Annotated in this window: 15 protein-coding genes; 11 read left to right on the top strand and 4 right to left on the bottom strand. The window is 66.2% G+C overall.

What is annotated here, in order from left to right; translation table 11 throughout:
- The first annotated feature begins 206 nt into the window (after positions 1-206).
- From ccoN to ccoS, 8 genes are all read left to right on the top strand, one after another.
- Positions 207-1,808, top strand: coding sequence for a cytochrome-c oxidase, cbb3-type subunit I (gene ccoN, locus GVY41_RS15400; RefSeq protein ID WP_161347874.1), 1,602 nt, complete (start codon positions 207-209; stop codon positions 1,806-1,808).
- A 15-nt stretch (positions 1,809-1,823) separates the two neighbouring features.
- Entirely contained in the window at positions 1,824-2,549 is a 726-nt protein-coding gene (ccoO, locus tag GVY41_RS15395) for a cytochrome-c oxidase, cbb3-type subunit II (RefSeq protein ID WP_161347875.1), read from the top strand.
- Positions 2,550-2,558: 9 nt separating this feature from the next.
- Positions 2,559-2,798 (top strand): cbb3-type cytochrome oxidase subunit 3, encoded by a 240-nt coding sequence (locus GVY41_RS15390; RefSeq protein ID WP_161347876.1) that lies wholly within the window; start codon positions 2,559-2,561, stop codon positions 2,796-2,798.
- Complete coding sequence (gene ccoP, locus GVY41_RS15385) at positions 2,795-3,664, top strand: cytochrome-c oxidase, cbb3-type subunit III (protein WP_161347877.1); 870 nt, start codon at positions 2,795-2,797, stop codon at positions 3,662-3,664. Before GVY41_RS15390 ends, ccoP begins: the two co-directional genes overlap by 4 nt.
- A 398-nt stretch (positions 3,665-4,062) precedes the next feature.
- Positions 4,063-5,493, top strand: a complete 1,431-nt coding sequence (gene ccoG, locus GVY41_RS15380; RefSeq protein WP_161347878.1) for a cytochrome c oxidase accessory protein CcoG — start codon at positions 4,063-4,065, stop codon at positions 5,491-5,493.
- A gap of 1 nt (position 5,494) precedes the next feature.
- On the top strand, positions 5,495-5,983 hold the full coding sequence (locus GVY41_RS15375) for a FixH family protein (RefSeq protein WP_161347879.1): 489 nt from the start codon (positions 5,495-5,497) through the stop codon (positions 5,981-5,983).
- A 6-nt stretch (positions 5,984-5,989) separates the two neighbouring features.
- Positions 5,990-8,170 carry a heavy metal translocating P-type ATPase gene (locus GVY41_RS15370; protein ID WP_161347880.1) on the top strand — a complete coding sequence of 727 codons (2,181 nt, stop codon included), beginning with the start codon at positions 5,990-5,992 and terminating at the stop codon, positions 8,168-8,170.
- 11 nt (positions 8,171-8,181) lie between these two features.
- The gene (gene ccoS / locus GVY41_RS15365; RefSeq protein WP_161347881.1) at positions 8,182-8,340 is read left to right on the top strand and encodes a cbb3-type cytochrome oxidase assembly protein CcoS; all 159 of its coding nucleotides are present in this window, start codon (positions 8,182-8,184) and stop codon (positions 8,338-8,340) included.
- Positions 8,341-8,409: 69 nt separating this feature from the next.
- On the opposite strand, the gene GVY41_RS15360 is transcribed toward ccoS, so the two are convergent.
- Positions 8,410-10,080 (bottom strand): D-alanyl-D-alanine carboxypeptidase family protein, encoded by a 1,671-nt coding sequence (locus GVY41_RS15360; protein WP_161347882.1) that lies wholly within the window; start codon positions 10,078-10,080, stop codon positions 8,410-8,412.
- 241 nt (positions 10,081-10,321) lie between these two features.
- The gene (locus tag GVY41_RS15355) at positions 10,322-11,035 is read right to left on the bottom strand and encodes an HAD family hydrolase (protein WP_161347883.1); all 714 of its coding nucleotides are present in this window, start codon (positions 11,033-11,035) and stop codon (positions 10,322-10,324) included.
- Between the two features lie 169 nt (positions 11,036-11,204).
- On the opposite strand from GVY41_RS15355, the gene clpS reads away from it, so the two are divergent.
- The 3 genes from clpS to GVY41_RS15340 all read left to right on the top strand — a co-directional run bounded on the left by clpS (position 11,205) and on the right by GVY41_RS15340 (position 13,531).
- On the top strand, positions 11,205-11,525 hold the full coding sequence (gene clpS / locus GVY41_RS15350) for an ATP-dependent Clp protease adapter ClpS (protein ID WP_161347884.1): 321 nt from the start codon (positions 11,205-11,207) through the stop codon (positions 11,523-11,525).
- 82 nt (positions 11,526-11,607) lie between these two features.
- Entirely contained in the window at positions 11,608-12,657 is a 1,050-nt protein-coding gene (locus tag GVY41_RS15345) for a class I SAM-dependent methyltransferase (protein ID WP_161347885.1), read from the top strand.
- A gap of 52 nt (positions 12,658-12,709) precedes the next feature.
- On the top strand, positions 12,710-13,531 hold the full coding sequence (locus GVY41_RS15340; RefSeq protein ID WP_161347886.1) for an SDR family NAD(P)-dependent oxidoreductase: 822 nt from the start codon (positions 12,710-12,712) through the stop codon (positions 13,529-13,531).
- Here GVY41_RS15340 and GVY41_RS15335 read toward each other — a convergent pair whose 3' ends face one another.
- Both GVY41_RS15335 and GVY41_RS15330 read right to left on the bottom strand, forming a co-directional pair.
- Positions 13,532-13,945 (bottom strand): hypothetical protein, encoded by a 414-nt coding sequence (locus GVY41_RS15335; protein WP_161347887.1) that lies wholly within the window; start codon positions 13,943-13,945, stop codon positions 13,532-13,534.
- Positions 13,946-13,968: 23 nt separating this feature from the next.
- A complete protein-coding gene (locus GVY41_RS15330; RefSeq protein WP_161347888.1) occupies positions 13,969-14,394 on the bottom strand; it encodes a hypothetical protein in 426 nt (141 codons plus the stop codon).
- Positions 14,395-14,483: the final 89 nt, after the last annotated feature.

The following is a 14,483-nucleotide window of genomic DNA, read 5'->3' as shown; positions in this document are numbered from 1 at the left end:
TGCGTCTCCCGTGATGCTAAGTGCATGTCGCGGGGCATTCTTACGCCTCTCTTCCTCGCCGCGCATTGATGCGGATCAAGGCGGCAGCTGCGAAGATTTGACACAGATCAAGGCATCTTATGGGCCGTCAGCCCAGAAGCACAACAGTCTAAAAGACAGCTGTCGGCATGAGTCGGCCGCCGGGAAGAGACGAAGGGACGCAAGGAATGTGGGATTACATCAAGCTGATCGCGCTTGGTGCTGTCGCGGTGCTGGCCGCGATTGCCGCCAATTATGCGCGTGATCTGGCCTACATGGTTAACGCACTGACTGTCATGCTGGCGGCTTCGGTGACGTTTCTGTGGGTGCTGCGGAGCATGGGCGACGCACGGCCGGTGCCGGCCAACGAATATAACGATGGCGTGATTCGCGCCGGCGTGATCGCGACATCGCTCTGGGGCGTCGTCGGGTTTCTGGCGGGGACGTATATCGCCTTCCAGCTTGCCTTCCCCAGCCTCAACCTCAGCTTCGCCGAAGGCTACGCGAACTTCGGCAAGCTGCGGCCACTGCACACCTCGGCGGTGATCTTCGCCTTCGGCGGCAACGCGCTGCTGATGTCCTCATTCTACGTGGTGCAGCGCACCTCGGCGGCGCGGCTGTGGGGCGGCAACCTCGCATGGTTCGTGTTCTGGGGCTACAACCTCTTCATCGTGCTGGCCGCGACCGGCTACATCCTTGGCGCCACGCAGTCCAAGGAATACGCCGAGCCTGAATGGTATGTGGATATCTGGCTGACCATCGTCTGGGTGGCCTACCTTGCCGTGTTCATGGGCACGTTGCTCAAGCGCAAGGAAAAGCACATTTACGTCGCCAACTGGTTCTACCTGTCTTTCATCGTGACCATCGCGATGCTGCATATCGTGAACAACCTCGCCATCCCGGTCTCGATCTTCGGGTCGAAATCGGTGCAGTTGTTCGCCGGCGTGCAAGATGCGATGACGCAGTGGTGGTATGGCCATAACGCGGTGGGCTTCTTCCTGACTGCCGGCTTCCTTGGCATGATGTACTACTTCGTGCCCAAGCAGGCCGAGCGCCCGGTGTTCAGCTACAAGCTGTCGATCATCCACTTCTGGGCCCTGATCTTCATGTATATCTGGGCCGGCCCGCACCACCTGCACTATACCGCCCTGCCCGACTGGGCGGCGACGCTGGGGATGGTGTTCTCGATCATGCTGTGGATGCCCTCCTGGGGCGGCATGATCAACGGCCTGATGACGCTGTCGGGTGCCTGGGACAAGCTGCGCACCGACCCGATCATCCGGATGATGGTCGTCTCCATCGGCTTCTACGGCATGTCGACCTTCGAAGGCCCGATGATGTCGATCAAGGCAGTCAACAGCCTGTCCCACTACACCGACTGGACCATCGGCCACGTCCACTCCGGCGCGCTTGGCTGGAACGGCATGATCACCTTCGGCACGCTCTACTTCCTGGTGCCGCGCCTGTGGAACCGCGAACGGCTGTATAGCCTGTCGCTGGTGTCCTGGCACTTCTGGCTGGCGACCATCGGCATCGTTCTCTACGCCTCGTCGATGTGGGTCACCGGGATCATGGAAGGCCTGATGTGGCGCGAAGTGGACAGCCAGGGCTTCCTCGTGAACGCCTTTGCCGACACGGTTTCCGCCAAGTTCCCGATGTATGTGGTGCGCGGTCTGGGCGGGGTCCTCTACCTCGCGGGCGGTGTCATCATGGTCTACAACCTCTGGGCCACCGTTGCCAGACAGCCGGCCCGCTCGGCCAATGTCTCGGCCGCGGTTCCCGCTGAATAAGGGAGGCACAGAACCATGGCTTTTCTAGACAAACACGCCATCCTCGAGAAGAACGCCTCCCTGCTCATGGTTGGCTCGCTTCTGGTGGTGTCTATCGGCGGCATCGTCGAGATCGCACCGCTGTTCTACCTCGAGAACACCATCGAGAAGGTGGAAGGGGTTCGCCCCTACACCCCGCTGGAGCTGACCGGGCGCGACATCTACATCCGCGAAGGCTGCTACGTGTGCCACAGCCAGATGATCCGTCCGATGCGCGACGAGGTCGAACGCTATGGCCATTACAGCCTTGCGGCGGAATCGATGTACGACCATCCGTTCCAGTGGGGATCGAAGCGGACGGGGCCCGACCTCGCCCGTGTCGGTGGCCGCTATTCCGACGAATGGCATGTCGATCACCTGACGGACCCGCAATCGGTGGTGCCGGAATCGGTGATGCCGAAATACGGCTTCCTGTCGAACCGTCTGATCGAGCCGACCTATATCGAAGACCTGCTGAGCACGCACCGCATGGTGGGTGTCCCCTACAGTTCCGAGATGATCGAGGCGGCGAAGGCCGACTTCGTGGCCCAGGCCGACCCGAACAGCGACTATGACGGGCTGCAGGAACGCTATCCCGGCGCCAAGGTGTCCAACTATGACGGGCAGCCCGGCGTGACCGAGATGGATGCGCTGGTGGCCTATCTTCAGGTGTTGGGCACGATGGTCGATTTCTCGACCTTCACGCCTGACGCAAGCCGGTAGGGGGGCGTCATGAACTATCATATCCTTCGGGAGTTCGCCGACAGCTGGGCGCTTCTCGCGCTGACGCTGTTCTTCGTGGGTGTCGTGTTCTGGGCCTTCCGGCCCGGCAGCTCGAAAGTCTACAAGGACACCGCCAACATCCCGTTCCGCAATGAAGACCGACCCGCCTGTGCCGGCACCTGCGCCGACTGCGGTGGCGACGGCACCGACAAGGCCAGCGGTGCCACGTTCAAGGAGGCGTGGAAATGACCAAGAGACCTGTGAAAGCCAAGGAAGAGGTCGGCACCACCGGCCATAGCTGGGATGGCATCGAAGAACTGAACAACCCGCTTCCGCGCTGGTGGCTCTGGACCTTCTATGCCTGCATCGTCTGGGCGATCCTCTACACCATCGCCTATCCGGCCTGGCCGGGGCTGACCAAGGCGACGCCGGGCCTGCTGGGCCACTCGACCCGCGCCGATGTCGCGGCCGAGATCCAGCGCTTCGAGGATGCCAATGCGCCGATCGAGGCCAAGCTGGTCGCGGCCGACCTGAACGCGATCAGTGCCGATCCCGAACTGGCGAACTTCACCCAGAACGCCGGGGGCGCGATCTTCCGCACCTGGTGTGCGCAGTGCCACGGCTCGGGCGCGGCGGGGGCGGAGGGGTATCCGAACCTGCTGGACAACGACTGGCTCTGGGGCGGGTCGGTGGAAGACATCCACCTGACCATCACCCACGGCATCCGCAACATCGAGGATGACGATGCCCGCTACTCCGAGATGCCGCGGTTCGGCGCCGACGAGTTGCTGGAACCGGCGCAGATCGACGCGGTGGTGCAGTATGTGATGGCCATCTCGGGGCAAGAGCATGATGCGGCGCTGTCGGCCGAGGGTGAGACGGTGTTCATCGACAACTGCGCGTCCTGCCACATGGAAGACGGCACCGGCGACCGTGCCCAGGGCGCACCGAACCTGACCGACGCGATCTGGCTCTATGGCGGCGATGTCGCCAGCCTGACCGAGACGGTGAACAACTCCCGCTTCGGCGTGATGCCGAACTGGAGCACCCGGCTTTCGGAAGCCGAGATCCGGGCCGTGGCCTCTTATGTCCACGGGCTGGGTGGCGGCGAATAACCCCGCCGACCAGAAGAAACGACGCAGCGGGGGGCCTCGGCCCCCCGTTCGCATTTTGGGGCAGGCTGTCGGCCCGGGCACTCTGCCGTGCCTGCTGCATCGTGCCGCACCCCGAAGCCCCCTGGCCAACTCGCCGGGCGGCAAAGGTTGATCCACGTCAAGGCGGAGGTGTCCGGCGAGGATTACGCAACTCATGACCGTGGCGGAAACGTCCGTGTCATGGCACCGGCTCCCCGTCCTGTTCGCGCGTTTCCTGGGGGTGCCGGTGCCATTCCTTTCCCGGCGGGATCGACCGGCTTTCATGTATCACCCGTCTGCCTTTTTTGACGCAGGTCAATGCCCGGCGCGAACAGCTATCCTACAAGCAACACCAACCAGTCCGCCAACGGAGACCTGCCGTGAGCTCTTCCGACCAACCCGCCAGCCTTTATGCCGCGCGCGAACCGATCTTTCCGCGCCGCGTGAAGGGCCGATTCCGTAACCTGAAATGGGTGCTGCTCGCGGTGATGCTGGGTATTTACTACGTGACCCCGTGGATCCGCTGGGATCGCGGGCCAGGGATGCCCGACCAGGCGGTGCTGATCGACATGGCGAACCGGCGGTTCTTCTTCTTCATGATCGAGATCTGGCCGCACGAATTCTATTTCGTCGCCGGCCTTCTGATCATGGCGGGGCTTGGCCTGTTCCTGTTCACCTCGGCGCTTGGCCGGGTGTGGTGCGGCTATGCCTGCCCGCAGACGGTCTGGACCGACCTTTACATCCTGGTGGAGCGATGGATCGAAGGCGACCGCAACGCCCGGGTCCGCCTGTTCAACCAGAAATGGAGCGCCCACAAGGCCCGGCTCCGGCTGACCAAATGGACGCTGTGGCTGCTGATCGGCCTCGCTACCGGCGGCGCCTGGGTGTTCTACTTCACCGACGCGCCGACGCTTCTGGGCAACCTGCTGATCGGGCAGGCGCATCCGGCGGCCTATATCACCATCCTCGTGCTGACGCTGACCACCTTTGCCTTCGGCGGCTTTGCACGGGAACAGATCTGCATCTATGCCTGCCCCTGGCCGCGGATCCAGGCCGCGATGATGGACGAAGACACCATCACCGTCGCCTACCGCGAATGGCGCGGAGAGCCGCGCGGCAAGCTGAAGAAGGCGGTGGGCACCGATGAGCCGGTGGGCGATTGCATCGATTGCATGGCCTGCGTCAACGTCTGCCCGATGGGCATCGACATCCGCAACGGCCAGCAGCTGGAATGCATCACCTGCGCGCTGTGCATCGACGCCTGCGACGAGGTGATGGACAAGATCGGCAAGCCGCGCGGGCTGATCGACTATCTGGCGCTGAAGGACGAGGCGGCCGAACGGGCCGGCGCCCATCCCAAGCATATCTGGAAACATATCTTCCGTGTGCGCACCCTTGTCTATACCGTGCTCTGGGCAGGCATCGGCATCGGGCTGGTGGTGGCACTGTTCATGCGATCCCCCTTCGACGTGAACGTGACGCCAGAGCGGAACCCGGTCTACGTGACGCTGTCCGACGGTTCGATCCGCAATACCTACGAGGTGCGCCTGCGCAACAAGCAGCATGGCGTGCGGGACTTCCTGATCACGGTCGAGGGCGATCCGGCGCTGATCACCACGGTCGAGGGCAATGCGGGCACGGTGGTGTCGGTCGCTGCAGACGAACTGGGCGGAACACGGCTCTATGTGGTGGCGCCCGCAGGATCGGCCCCGGCGCTGGCAGAGCGCACGCCGCTGACGATCTGGATCGAAGATACAGAAAGCCGGAACCGTGTCGGCATCGACACGATCTTCAACGGAAAAGGACAGTGACATGGGCAATGTACAAGGGCGCGCGCCGGACGGAGGCCGCCCGCTGACCGGGCGCAAGGTGCTGCTGATCGTGGTCGGCTTCTTCGCGGTGATCATCGGTGTCAACCTGACCATGGCGTTTCAGGCGGTCAGCACCTTCCCGGGGCTGGAGGTCAAGAACTCCTACGTCGCCAGCCAGACCTTCGATGCCGAACGGGCCTCGCAGGAAGCTCTTGGCTGGCAGGTCACGCATGAGTATGGCGCGGATGGCGTGCTGAGCCTGGTGATGCGCGATGCCCAGGGAATGCCGGCGCCGATCAAGGCGCTGTCGGTCACGATCGGGCGCACCACCCATACCCGCGACGACCGGCCGCTGGATCTGGCCTATACCGGCGGGATCTACACCACCAAGCTGGATCTGGAGCCTGGCAACTGGCTGCTGCACCTGAATGCGGAATCCGCGGATGGCGTCGCCTTCCGCCAGCGCTACGACATGTTCGTGAACGGATAAGCCCCGATGGACGTCCCTGCCGCCTCTGCCTGCCCCGCCTGCCTTGCCGCCCCCTCGGCAGAGCGCATTGCCGCCGCCGCCGCGCCGCGCGATGCGCGGCTGTTCCTGTCGCTGCCCACCGCCCATTGCGCCGTCTGCATCTCTGACGTGGAACGGGCGCTGGCGGCCGAGCCGGGGGTGCGAACAGCACGGGTGAACCTGACGCTGAAGCGCGTGGCGGTGGAGGCGGACCCCGAGGTGACGGCAGAGAGGCTTGTCGCGGTGCTGGACCGCATCGGGTACGAGGCGCATGAGCTGGACCCCGGCACGCTGATGGTGACGGAAACCGACCGGCGTGGCCGCGATCTCTTGATGCGGATCGGCGTGTCGGGCTTTGCGATGATGAACGTGATGCTGCTGTCTGTCGCCGTCTGGTCGGGAGCCGAGGATGCGACGCGCGACCTGTTCCACTGGATTTCCGCCGCCATCGCCCTGCCGACCGTTGTGTTCGCGGGCCAGCCGTTCTTCTCCAGCGCCTGGACCTCGCTCAAGGCGGGCCGGCTGGGAATGGATGTGCCGATCAGCCTGGCGCTGATCCTCGCCTCGGCGATCTCGGTCTATGAGACGATGCATTCGGGCCATCACGCCTATTTCGATGCGGCGGTGATGCTGTCCTTCTTCCTCCTGGTCGGCCGCTATCTGGATTACCGCACCCGTGCCGTGGCCCGGTCCGCCGCCGAAGAATTGGCGGCGCTGGAAGTGCCGCGGGCCGTGGTCCTGCGCGAGGGCGCCGAGGTGACGGTGCCGGTGGCCGAGATTGCGGTGGACGATCTGGTGCTGGTGCGCCCGGGCGCGCGGATGCCGGTCGACGGCACCGTGACCCATGGCAGCAGCGAGGTCGACCGATCCTTCCTGACCGGCGAGAGCCTGCCCGCCTGGGCCGGGATCGGCAGCGTGGTTCTGGCCGGCGAGGTCAACCTGACCGGGCCGCTGACGGTGCGGGTGACGGCCGCGGGCCGCGATACCAGCCTGCACCGGATGGCCGACCTGGTGGCGATGGCCGAAAGCGCCCGCAACCGTTACACCTCGCTGGCCGACCGGATGGCGCGGTTCTACTCGCCGGGGGTGCATATCCTCGCGTTCAGCTCGTTCCTCGGCTGGATGCAGATCACCGGCGGCGATCTGCGCATCTCGTTGAACATCGCTGCGGCGGTGCTGATCATCACCTGCCCCTGCGCGCTTGGCCTTGCCGTGCCCGCGGTGGTGACGGCCGCCAGTGGCAAGCTGTTCCGCAAGGGCCTGCTGATCAAGGACAGCACCGCGCTGGAGCGTCTGGCCGAGATTGATACTGTCGTCTTCGACAAGACCGGCACTCTGACCATGGGTGCGCCGGAACCGGTGAACCTCGCCGATCTGCCCGATGCGGCGCTGGAGGTTGCGGCGGCACTGGCCGGTGCCTCCTCGCACCCACTGGCGCGGGCGCTGGCGGATGCGGCGCGCGTTGCCGGCATCCGCCCCGCCACCGTGACCGACCTGCGCGAGGTGCCCGGCTATGGCATCGAAGGCCAGTGGCGCGGGCAAGTGGTGCGGCTTGGCCGGGCCATCTGGGTTGGCGCCGAGGCAGGCAGCATCACCGCGACGCACCTGAAGATCGGCAGCGCGGCGCCGCTGTCGGTGGCCTTCGCCGACCGCCTGCGCCCCGGCGCGGCAGAGGCGGTGGCGGCGTTCCAGAAGCAGGGCAAGGCCGTGCATCTGATTTCGGGCGACGTGGCTGGCGCGGTGGGCGACCTTGCGGGCCGTCTGGGCATCGAGCATTGGCAGGCGGAAGCTTTGCCGGCTGACAAGGTGGCGCTGATTGCCGAACTCGCCGCGCAGGGCCGCAAGGTGCTGATGATCGGCGACGGGCTGAACGACACCGCCGCGCTGGCCGCGGCCCATGCCTCGATCTCGCCGGCCTCGGCGCTGGATGCGGCGCGTGCCGCGTCCGACATCGTGCTGTTGGGGACCGACCTGTCGCCCGTGGCAGAGGCGGTTCGCGTCGCCGTGAAGGCGCGGCGGCGGATCAAGGAGAACTTCGCCATCTCGCTGCTGTATAACGTGGTGGCGGTGCCGATCGCGATTGTCGGGCTGGCAACCCCACTGGCCGCCGCGCTGGCGATGTCGCTGTCCTCGATCACCGTCTCGGTGAACGCGCTGCGGCTGAAATAAGGAAGACCCGCATGGAAATGCTCGCCTATCTGATCCCGATCTCGCTGTGTCTTGGCGGGCTGGGGCTTGCGGCCTTCTTCTGGTCGCTCAAGGACCGGCAATATGATGACCCGAAGGGCGATGCGCAGCGCATCCTGTCCACGGAATGGGACGATCAGCCGAAGCCCTGAAGGCCCTCCCCCGAGAACGCAAAAGGCCGCGCCCCGGGGCGCGGCCTTGCTGTTTGCGGGGATCAGAGTTCAGGGCCCGACGACCTGGCAATCCTGCCCGCGAGCGTCAAGCCTGCGGCAGGCGGCCTCGGCCATCTCTTGCGACATGCCCACGAAGTTCGCATCGAACTTGCCGCCGCGGCCGACGACCTTGCGCAAGGTGCCATCCAGCGTCGAGGATTCCGTCAGCGCCATCTGCAGCAGCGCCCGCTCGGCATTATAGCGCGTGTGGAAGCTGCCGATGCTGATCGCCCAGTGTCGCCCGCCCGAGGTGGACACGCGGCTGACCACCTCCAGCTCTGCGGGCGCGGAACTGTCCGGATCGGTCTGCCCCGACATGAGGATGATGGTGCCCGGCCGCGAGGGCGGCGCGGCAACGGCAGGCTGGGGTTGCAGCACCGCCGCAAGCTCCAGCGTTTCGGGCTGCGGCTCGGTCGATTGCATCAGCACCGGGCCAGTGGAGACGGCGGGAACGACATTGGCAACCTGCGGGTTCGCCGGCGGCGCGGTTTCGGCGGCTTCGGCGACCATCGCCAGCGCCTCGGCCTCGGCAAGCACGGCGTCGGGCAGAGGCGCGGCTTCGGCCAATTGTGTCGGCGCGGGTGCTGCCAGCTCTTCCGGGCGCGCGGCGGGGCGCAGCGCGGGCGGCAGGGCGGCGATCTCGGCTGGGGTCAGCTCCGGTGCGGCGGCGGTCACGGCAACCTCCGGCACTGCTGCTGCGCCCTGCACCTCGGCGAGCACCGCATCGATATTGCTCTGCATGGCCACCAGCACCTCGGCCGGCGGGGCCACCGGCTCGGCGCCGGGCCGGCCCTTGGGCCGCAGGCTGCGTGCGACAGAGCCGCTGACCCGTATCGTCTTGCCGGCGCCATCGGCCGACTCGGGCAGCGCATCGGCCACGAGCGGCGCATAGACCGGCGCGGGGGGCTTTTGCACCGTCGCCTTGTTCGGGGCGCGGCCAAAGCCGACATCCAGCAGATCGGCCATCTTCTCGTTGCGCCAGGCAGTCGACTTGCCCCCCATCACCGTGGCGATGATGCGCTTGTTGCCGCGCTGCGCCGAGGCGGTCAGGTTGAAGCCGGCGGCATTGGTATAGCCGGTCTTGATCCCGTCGGCGCCCTCATAGGCGTCGAGGAACCGGCGGTTGGTGCTGGCGACCTGGGCCATCCCGGCATCGGCACTGCGGCGCGAGAAGATGTTGTAATATTGCGGGAAATCGTAGAACAGCCGCCGCCCCAGAATGGTCATGTCGCGCGCGGTGGACAGGTGGCCGTCCTGCGTCAGGCCATGGGCGTTGCGAAAGCTGGTGTTCTTCATGCCGAGCGCCCCGGCGGTCCGGGTCATGCGGCGGGCGAACTCGGCCTCGGACCCGCTGATCGCTTCGCCGATGGCCGTGGCGGAATCATTGGCCGACTTGATCGCGGCGGCGCGGATCAGGTAGCGCAGCGCAATCTTCTGCCCGGCCTTCAGGCCCAGCTTCGAGGGCGGCTCTGCCGCGGCGTTCTTTGAAACTGTAACCTTGGTATCCAGGCTGATCTCGCCGCGCTCGATGGCCTCGAAGGCGATGTACAGCGTCATCATCTTGGTCAGCGATGCAGGATGCAGTCGCGTGTCAGCATTCTCGGAATACAGCACCTCGCCGGTGCGTGCATCGATCACCATCGCGGCAAACGGCGCTGCAAGCGCCGGCACCACCGACATGGCTACCGCGAATGCAAACGCGAATAGCCGATGGAAGAGCCATCGTCCCGGAAACCTGTTCACGGTTCCTGCCTTTCACTGCCTCAGAGTTTCCCGATCATTATCGCCGGGAATTGTCGTTCTGCGGAAAGCCTAGCATGACTTCGGAGGTGAGAAAACACCCCAAATTCAAGAACTTTCAGGGCGAAGTTAAGCCAGATTCCGCCTATGCCAAGTGTTGCGGCAACCCTGCGCGCAACGCCTAGATGTGGTCTTCCGCGCGGTTGAGCCAATCGGCGAGCCCCGACAGGTCCGGCAGGGCGCGGAATCGCGGGTGCCCCTCTGGCGCGTCGGCCCGTTCGATCTCCCAGATCAGCCCATGCGGGACATGGACCCCCCAGCCGCCAGCCTGCAGCACCGGGATCACGTCGGACTTCAGGGAATTGCCGATCATCGCCGCCCGGTCTGCCCCGCTGCCGTGACGGGCGAAGATCCGGGTATAGACCTCGGGCGTCTTGTCCGACACGATCTCGACTGCGTGGAACAGATCGCCAAGGCCCGACTGAGCCAGCTTGCGCTCCTGATCCAGCAGGTCGCCCTTGGTGATCAGCACCACCCGGAACCGGCCCGCCGCCGCCTCTACCGCCTCGCGCGCATGGGGCAGCAGTTCGATCGGATGCGCCAGCATTTCGCGCCCTGCGTCCAGAAGCTCGCGGATCACGGTGGCGGGAACCCGGTCATCCGTCACCTCGATCGCGGTCTCGATCATCGACAGCACGAAGCCCTTGATGCCGAACCCGTACTGCCCAAGGTTGCGCCGCTCGGCCGCCAGCAATGCCGCGTCCAGATCGCCGCGGGGCGCGTGACCGGCCAGCAACTCGGCGAAGCGGTCCTGCGTCAGCCGGAAGAATCGCTCGTTATGCCAGAGCGTGTCGTCGGCATCGAAGCCGATGGTGGTGAGAGGCGCGGGGGACATGATCTGCGGACCGAGGATTTTCAGGGCATTTGGACGCGATTGTTGTGCGCTGCGCGGGCAACAGATGCAACGCGGGTCTTCCCCGTGGCGGCATCTGCCCTATATTGGAACCTTGAACCCACAACCCTCGAATCTGCTGGAGCATGCGGTGCATCACCTGCCGTGGACCATGACTGACAGGACCGGCAATCCCGGCAATGACGAGACGGTCATCACCAAGACGCGCCCCAAGACCCAGCGGCCGCCGATGTACAAGGTGCTGCTGCTGAACGACGATTACACCCCGATGGAATTCGTGGTGCATATCCTCGAACGGTTCTTTGGCCTGACCCATGCGCAGGCGTTCGAGATCATGCTGACCGTCCACAAGAAGGGTCTGGCGGTCGTCGGCGTGTTCAGCTTCGAGGTGGCGGAAACCAAGGTGGCGCAGGTGATGGATTTCGCCCGCCGCCATCAGCATCCCCTGCAATGCACGATGGAAAAGGACTGATCCGCGGCGGATCTGCTCCTCGCTCTGGACCCCGCCCTGCGGCGCGGTGTATCGGGCTGGATTGCATTGCCCCGGAGGCCCCATGAAAACTTCTCGCCTGAGCACGCTGCTGGACGACGCGCCCGACCTGCTGCCGGCCGAGGGCACGGTTCTGGTGCTGGGGCCGCGCGCGGGCAGCGACCTGTCGGCGCTGCCGGTGGACCGGGTGCGCGCCGTGCAGGGCTTCCGCCCAGACCATGACGCGCTGGCCGCGCAGGGCTACAAGGTGACGGCCGAGCCGGTGGGTAATGACCATGCCGCGGCGCTGGTGTTCCTGCCCCGCTCGCGCGCTGAGGGGCGGGCAATGGTGGCCGAGGCGGCGGCGCGGGTGCGCCCCGGCGCGCCGGTCTGGATCGACGGGCAAAAGACCGACGGGATCGACACCATGCTGCGCGATCTGCGCGGCCGGGTCGAGGTGCCGGGATCCTTGGTCAAGGCGCATGGCCGGATCTTCAGCTTTGCAGGCGGCGATGCGGCGCCGTTTGCCGACTGGCAGGCGCAGCCGCTCACCCCCACGGAAGGCTTCCGCACCTGGCCCGGCGTGTTCTCGGCCGAGGCGGTGGACCGCGGGTCACTGTTGCTGGCGGCGGCGCTGCCGGCCGACCTGAAGGGCCGCGCCGCCGATCTGGGCGCCGGCTGGGGCTGGCTGGCCGCGCAGGTCCTGGCGCGGCCGGGGGTGAAGTCGGTCGATCTGGTCGAGGCGGACCATCTGGCGCTGGCCTGTGCCCGCGCCAATGTCACCGACCCGCGCGCGGCGTTCCATTGGCTTGATGCAACGCAGTTCAAGCCCGAACGGGTCTGCGACGTGGTGGTGATGAACCCGCCCTTCCATCAGGGCCGCGCCGCCGATCCCTCGCTCGGGGCCTCGTTCATCGCGGCTGCCGCACGGGTGCTGTCGCCCGCGGGCGTGCTGTGGATGGTGGCGAACCGGCACCTGCCCTATGAGGCGGCGCTGACGGCGGCGTTCCGCGAGGTTCAGGAATTGCCCGGCGATGGCGCCTTCAAGCTGTTCCGCGCCAGCCATCCGCACCGGGCACCGGCGCCGGGCTCGGTCGCTTCGCCGCATCGCGGCACGGCTCGCCGTCGCCGCTGAAATCGGTTAAGATCGCGCCAAACGTCCAGTGGGCGCTATAGAACGGGGCTACATGACCTACTCCATCAGCGGCAAGACCGCGATTGTCACCGGCGCCGCCAATGGCATCGGGCTTGCCATCGCGCGGCATTTCATCGAGCGCGGGGCGAATGTGATGTTCGCCGATATCGACGAGGGCAAGCTGGAATCCGAGCTGGGGGACCTGACCCGCGAGGAAGGCCCGGCGCGCTATTTCGCCGGCGATCTCTGCCAGAAGCTGACCATCGCCAACCTTGTCTCGGCCACAGTCGACGCGTTCGACCGCATCGACATCCTGGTCAATGCCAGCCGCCAGATCGCGCTGTCGGACCCGCTGTGTGCCGACGACACCCCGATGGAGGACATGCTGCGCCAGAACGTGATGGCCGGGCTGAAGCTGAGCCAGACCGTCGCCCGCCGCATGGTGGCCCAGGCCGCGCGCGAGACGGCGGAAGGCAGCGGCACCGCCGGCAGCATCGGCTCCATCGTCAACCTGTCGAACATCGCCGGGCAGCGGGTGCAGCCTGAACTTCTGGCCTATTCGGTGGCAATGGCGGCGCTGGACCAGACCACGCGCTCGCTCGCCGTGGCCTACGCGCCGCACAAGATCCGGGTGAATGCCGTGGCCTTCGGGTCGGTGATGAGCATGAGCCTGCAGAACGGCTGCCGCGAACACGCGGACTGGCGCGCACAGATCATCGCCGGCACGCCGATGGGCCGGATCGCCCCGGCCAGCGAGCTGGCAGAGGCGGTGCAGTTCCTTGCCTCGGATGCAGCGGGCTTCGTGACCGGGCAGATCCTGACGGTGGATGGCGGGCGCAGCCTGCTGGATGCGGTGCAGGTGCCGGGTCACTGACTACTCGGGAAACTGCGCCTTGCAGCCTTCGATCTGCGCGGCGGCAACCCGGTTCAGCTCGCGCTTCTTCTCCAGCATCCCGTCCAGCTTGCGGCGTTCCGCGGCAAGGTCGATGGACACTGGGCGGCGTACGGTATCGGTGTAGTCGTCAAGGCACATGTAGCTGCCCCCCGACTTCAGATTGCCCTTGGAATCCCGCACCGGCGCTGACTGGCAGCGCACCCAGCGGCTGCGGGTGACGGTGTATTCCTCATAGGCGAAGCCGCGCGCGAGGTTGGCCTGCGACTCCTCGATCAACCCGTTGAGCGTGCGCAGATCGCGCGTTGCGGTGCCGATGCAGCGTTCCTGCGGGGTGCCGCAGGCGATCAGCAGCAGCGGCAGGGTCAGGACAAGGCGGGACAGCGGGTGGGTCATGGCGGGGTTCCTCTCGCGCCGGGTCAGCCCCGGGCGGATGTGCAGGCAGCGGCATCGGCGGCGGCGCGGCTGGCCAGCACCGGGCGTTGCTGCAGCATGGACTCCAGCTTTGCGCGTTCGGCGTCAAGGTCTATGGCGACGGGGCCAGAGCGGCGGGCGCCATTGCCGCCCGAGCAGAGGCTGAGCCCGACATTGCCGGTGGAATTGCCCATGCAGAAATTGACGCTGGTATTGCCGCGCCCGGTGCTGCTGCCGATGGCGTAGCCGCGGGCGAGGTTCTGCTGGCTTTCGGCGATCAGCGTGTCAAGCGTGCGCAGATCGCGGGCGGCGGTGCTGCTGCAGGGGGCCGGCTGGGCCGCGCAACCCGCCAGTGCCAGCAGAGCCAGCAGCGCGCCGATGCGGCCTGCGGCGAAGGTAGGGGTGGAAACGACTGGGCTGCGCTGCATCATGGCCTTGGCTCCGGGCGCCGTCGGCAGGGGGCCGGGCCGACGCTGCGGCGATTATAGAACCCGGGCCCCGGAACTCAAATGCCATTGAA

It is taken from the genome of Frigidibacter albus, from assembly GCF_009908165.1.
Classification (GTDB): Bacteria; Pseudomonadota; Alphaproteobacteria; order Rhodobacterales; family Rhodobacteraceae; genus Frigidibacter; species Frigidibacter albus.
The sequence above is the reverse complement of the archived record's forward strand: the minus strand, read 5'-3'. Positions and strand labels throughout refer to the sequence as shown.

Excerpts from the sequence above, each read along its gene's own strand:
- ccoO (WP_161347875.1), top strand. The coding sequence starts at position 1,824 with ATGGCTTTTCTAGACAAACACGCCATCCTCGAGAAGAACGCCTCCCTG.
- ccoP (WP_161347877.1), top strand. The coding sequence starts at position 2,795 with ATGACCAAGAGACCTGTGAAAGCCAAGGAAGAGGTCGGCACCACCGGC.
- GVY41_RS15340 (WP_161347886.1), top strand. The coding sequence starts at position 12,710 with ATGACCTACTCCATCAGCGGCAAGACCGCGATTGTCACCGGCGCCGCC.
- GVY41_RS15375 (WP_161347879.1), top strand. The coding sequence starts at position 5,495 with ATGGGCAATGTACAAGGGCGCGCGCCGGACGGAGGCCGCCCGCTGACC.
- ccoN (WP_161347874.1), top strand. The coding sequence starts at position 207 with ATGTGGGATTACATCAAGCTGATCGCGCTTGGTGCTGTCGCGGTGCTG.
- GVY41_RS15335 (WP_161347887.1), bottom strand. The coding sequence starts at position 13,945 with ATGACCCACCCGCTGTCCCGCCTTGTCCTGACCCTGCCGCTGCTGCTG.
- clpS (WP_161347884.1), top strand. The coding sequence starts at position 11,205 with ATGACTGACAGGACCGGCAATCCCGGCAATGACGAGACGGTCATCACC.
- GVY41_RS15360 (WP_161347882.1), bottom strand. The coding sequence starts at position 10,080 with ATGTCGGTGGTGCCGGCGCTTGCAGCGCCGTTTGCCGCGATGGTGATC.
- GVY41_RS15345 (WP_161347885.1), top strand. The coding sequence starts at position 11,608 with ATGAAAACTTCTCGCCTGAGCACGCTGCTGGACGACGCGCCCGACCTG.
- GVY41_RS15390 (WP_161347876.1), top strand. The coding sequence starts at position 2,559 with ATGAACTATCATATCCTTCGGGAGTTCGCCGACAGCTGGGCGCTTCTC.
- GVY41_RS15370 (WP_161347880.1), top strand. The coding sequence starts at position 5,990 with ATGGACGTCCCTGCCGCCTCTGCCTGCCCCGCCTGCCTTGCCGCCCCC.
- ccoS (WP_161347881.1), top strand. The coding sequence starts at position 8,182 with ATGGAAATGCTCGCCTATCTGATCCCGATCTCGCTGTGTCTTGGCGGG.
- GVY41_RS15355 (WP_161347883.1), bottom strand. The coding sequence starts at position 11,035 with ATGTCCCCCGCGCCTCTCACCACCATCGGCTTCGATGCCGACGACACG.
- GVY41_RS15330 (WP_161347888.1), bottom strand. The coding sequence starts at position 14,394 with ATGATGCAGCGCAGCCCAGTCGTTTCCACCCCTACCTTCGCCGCAGGC.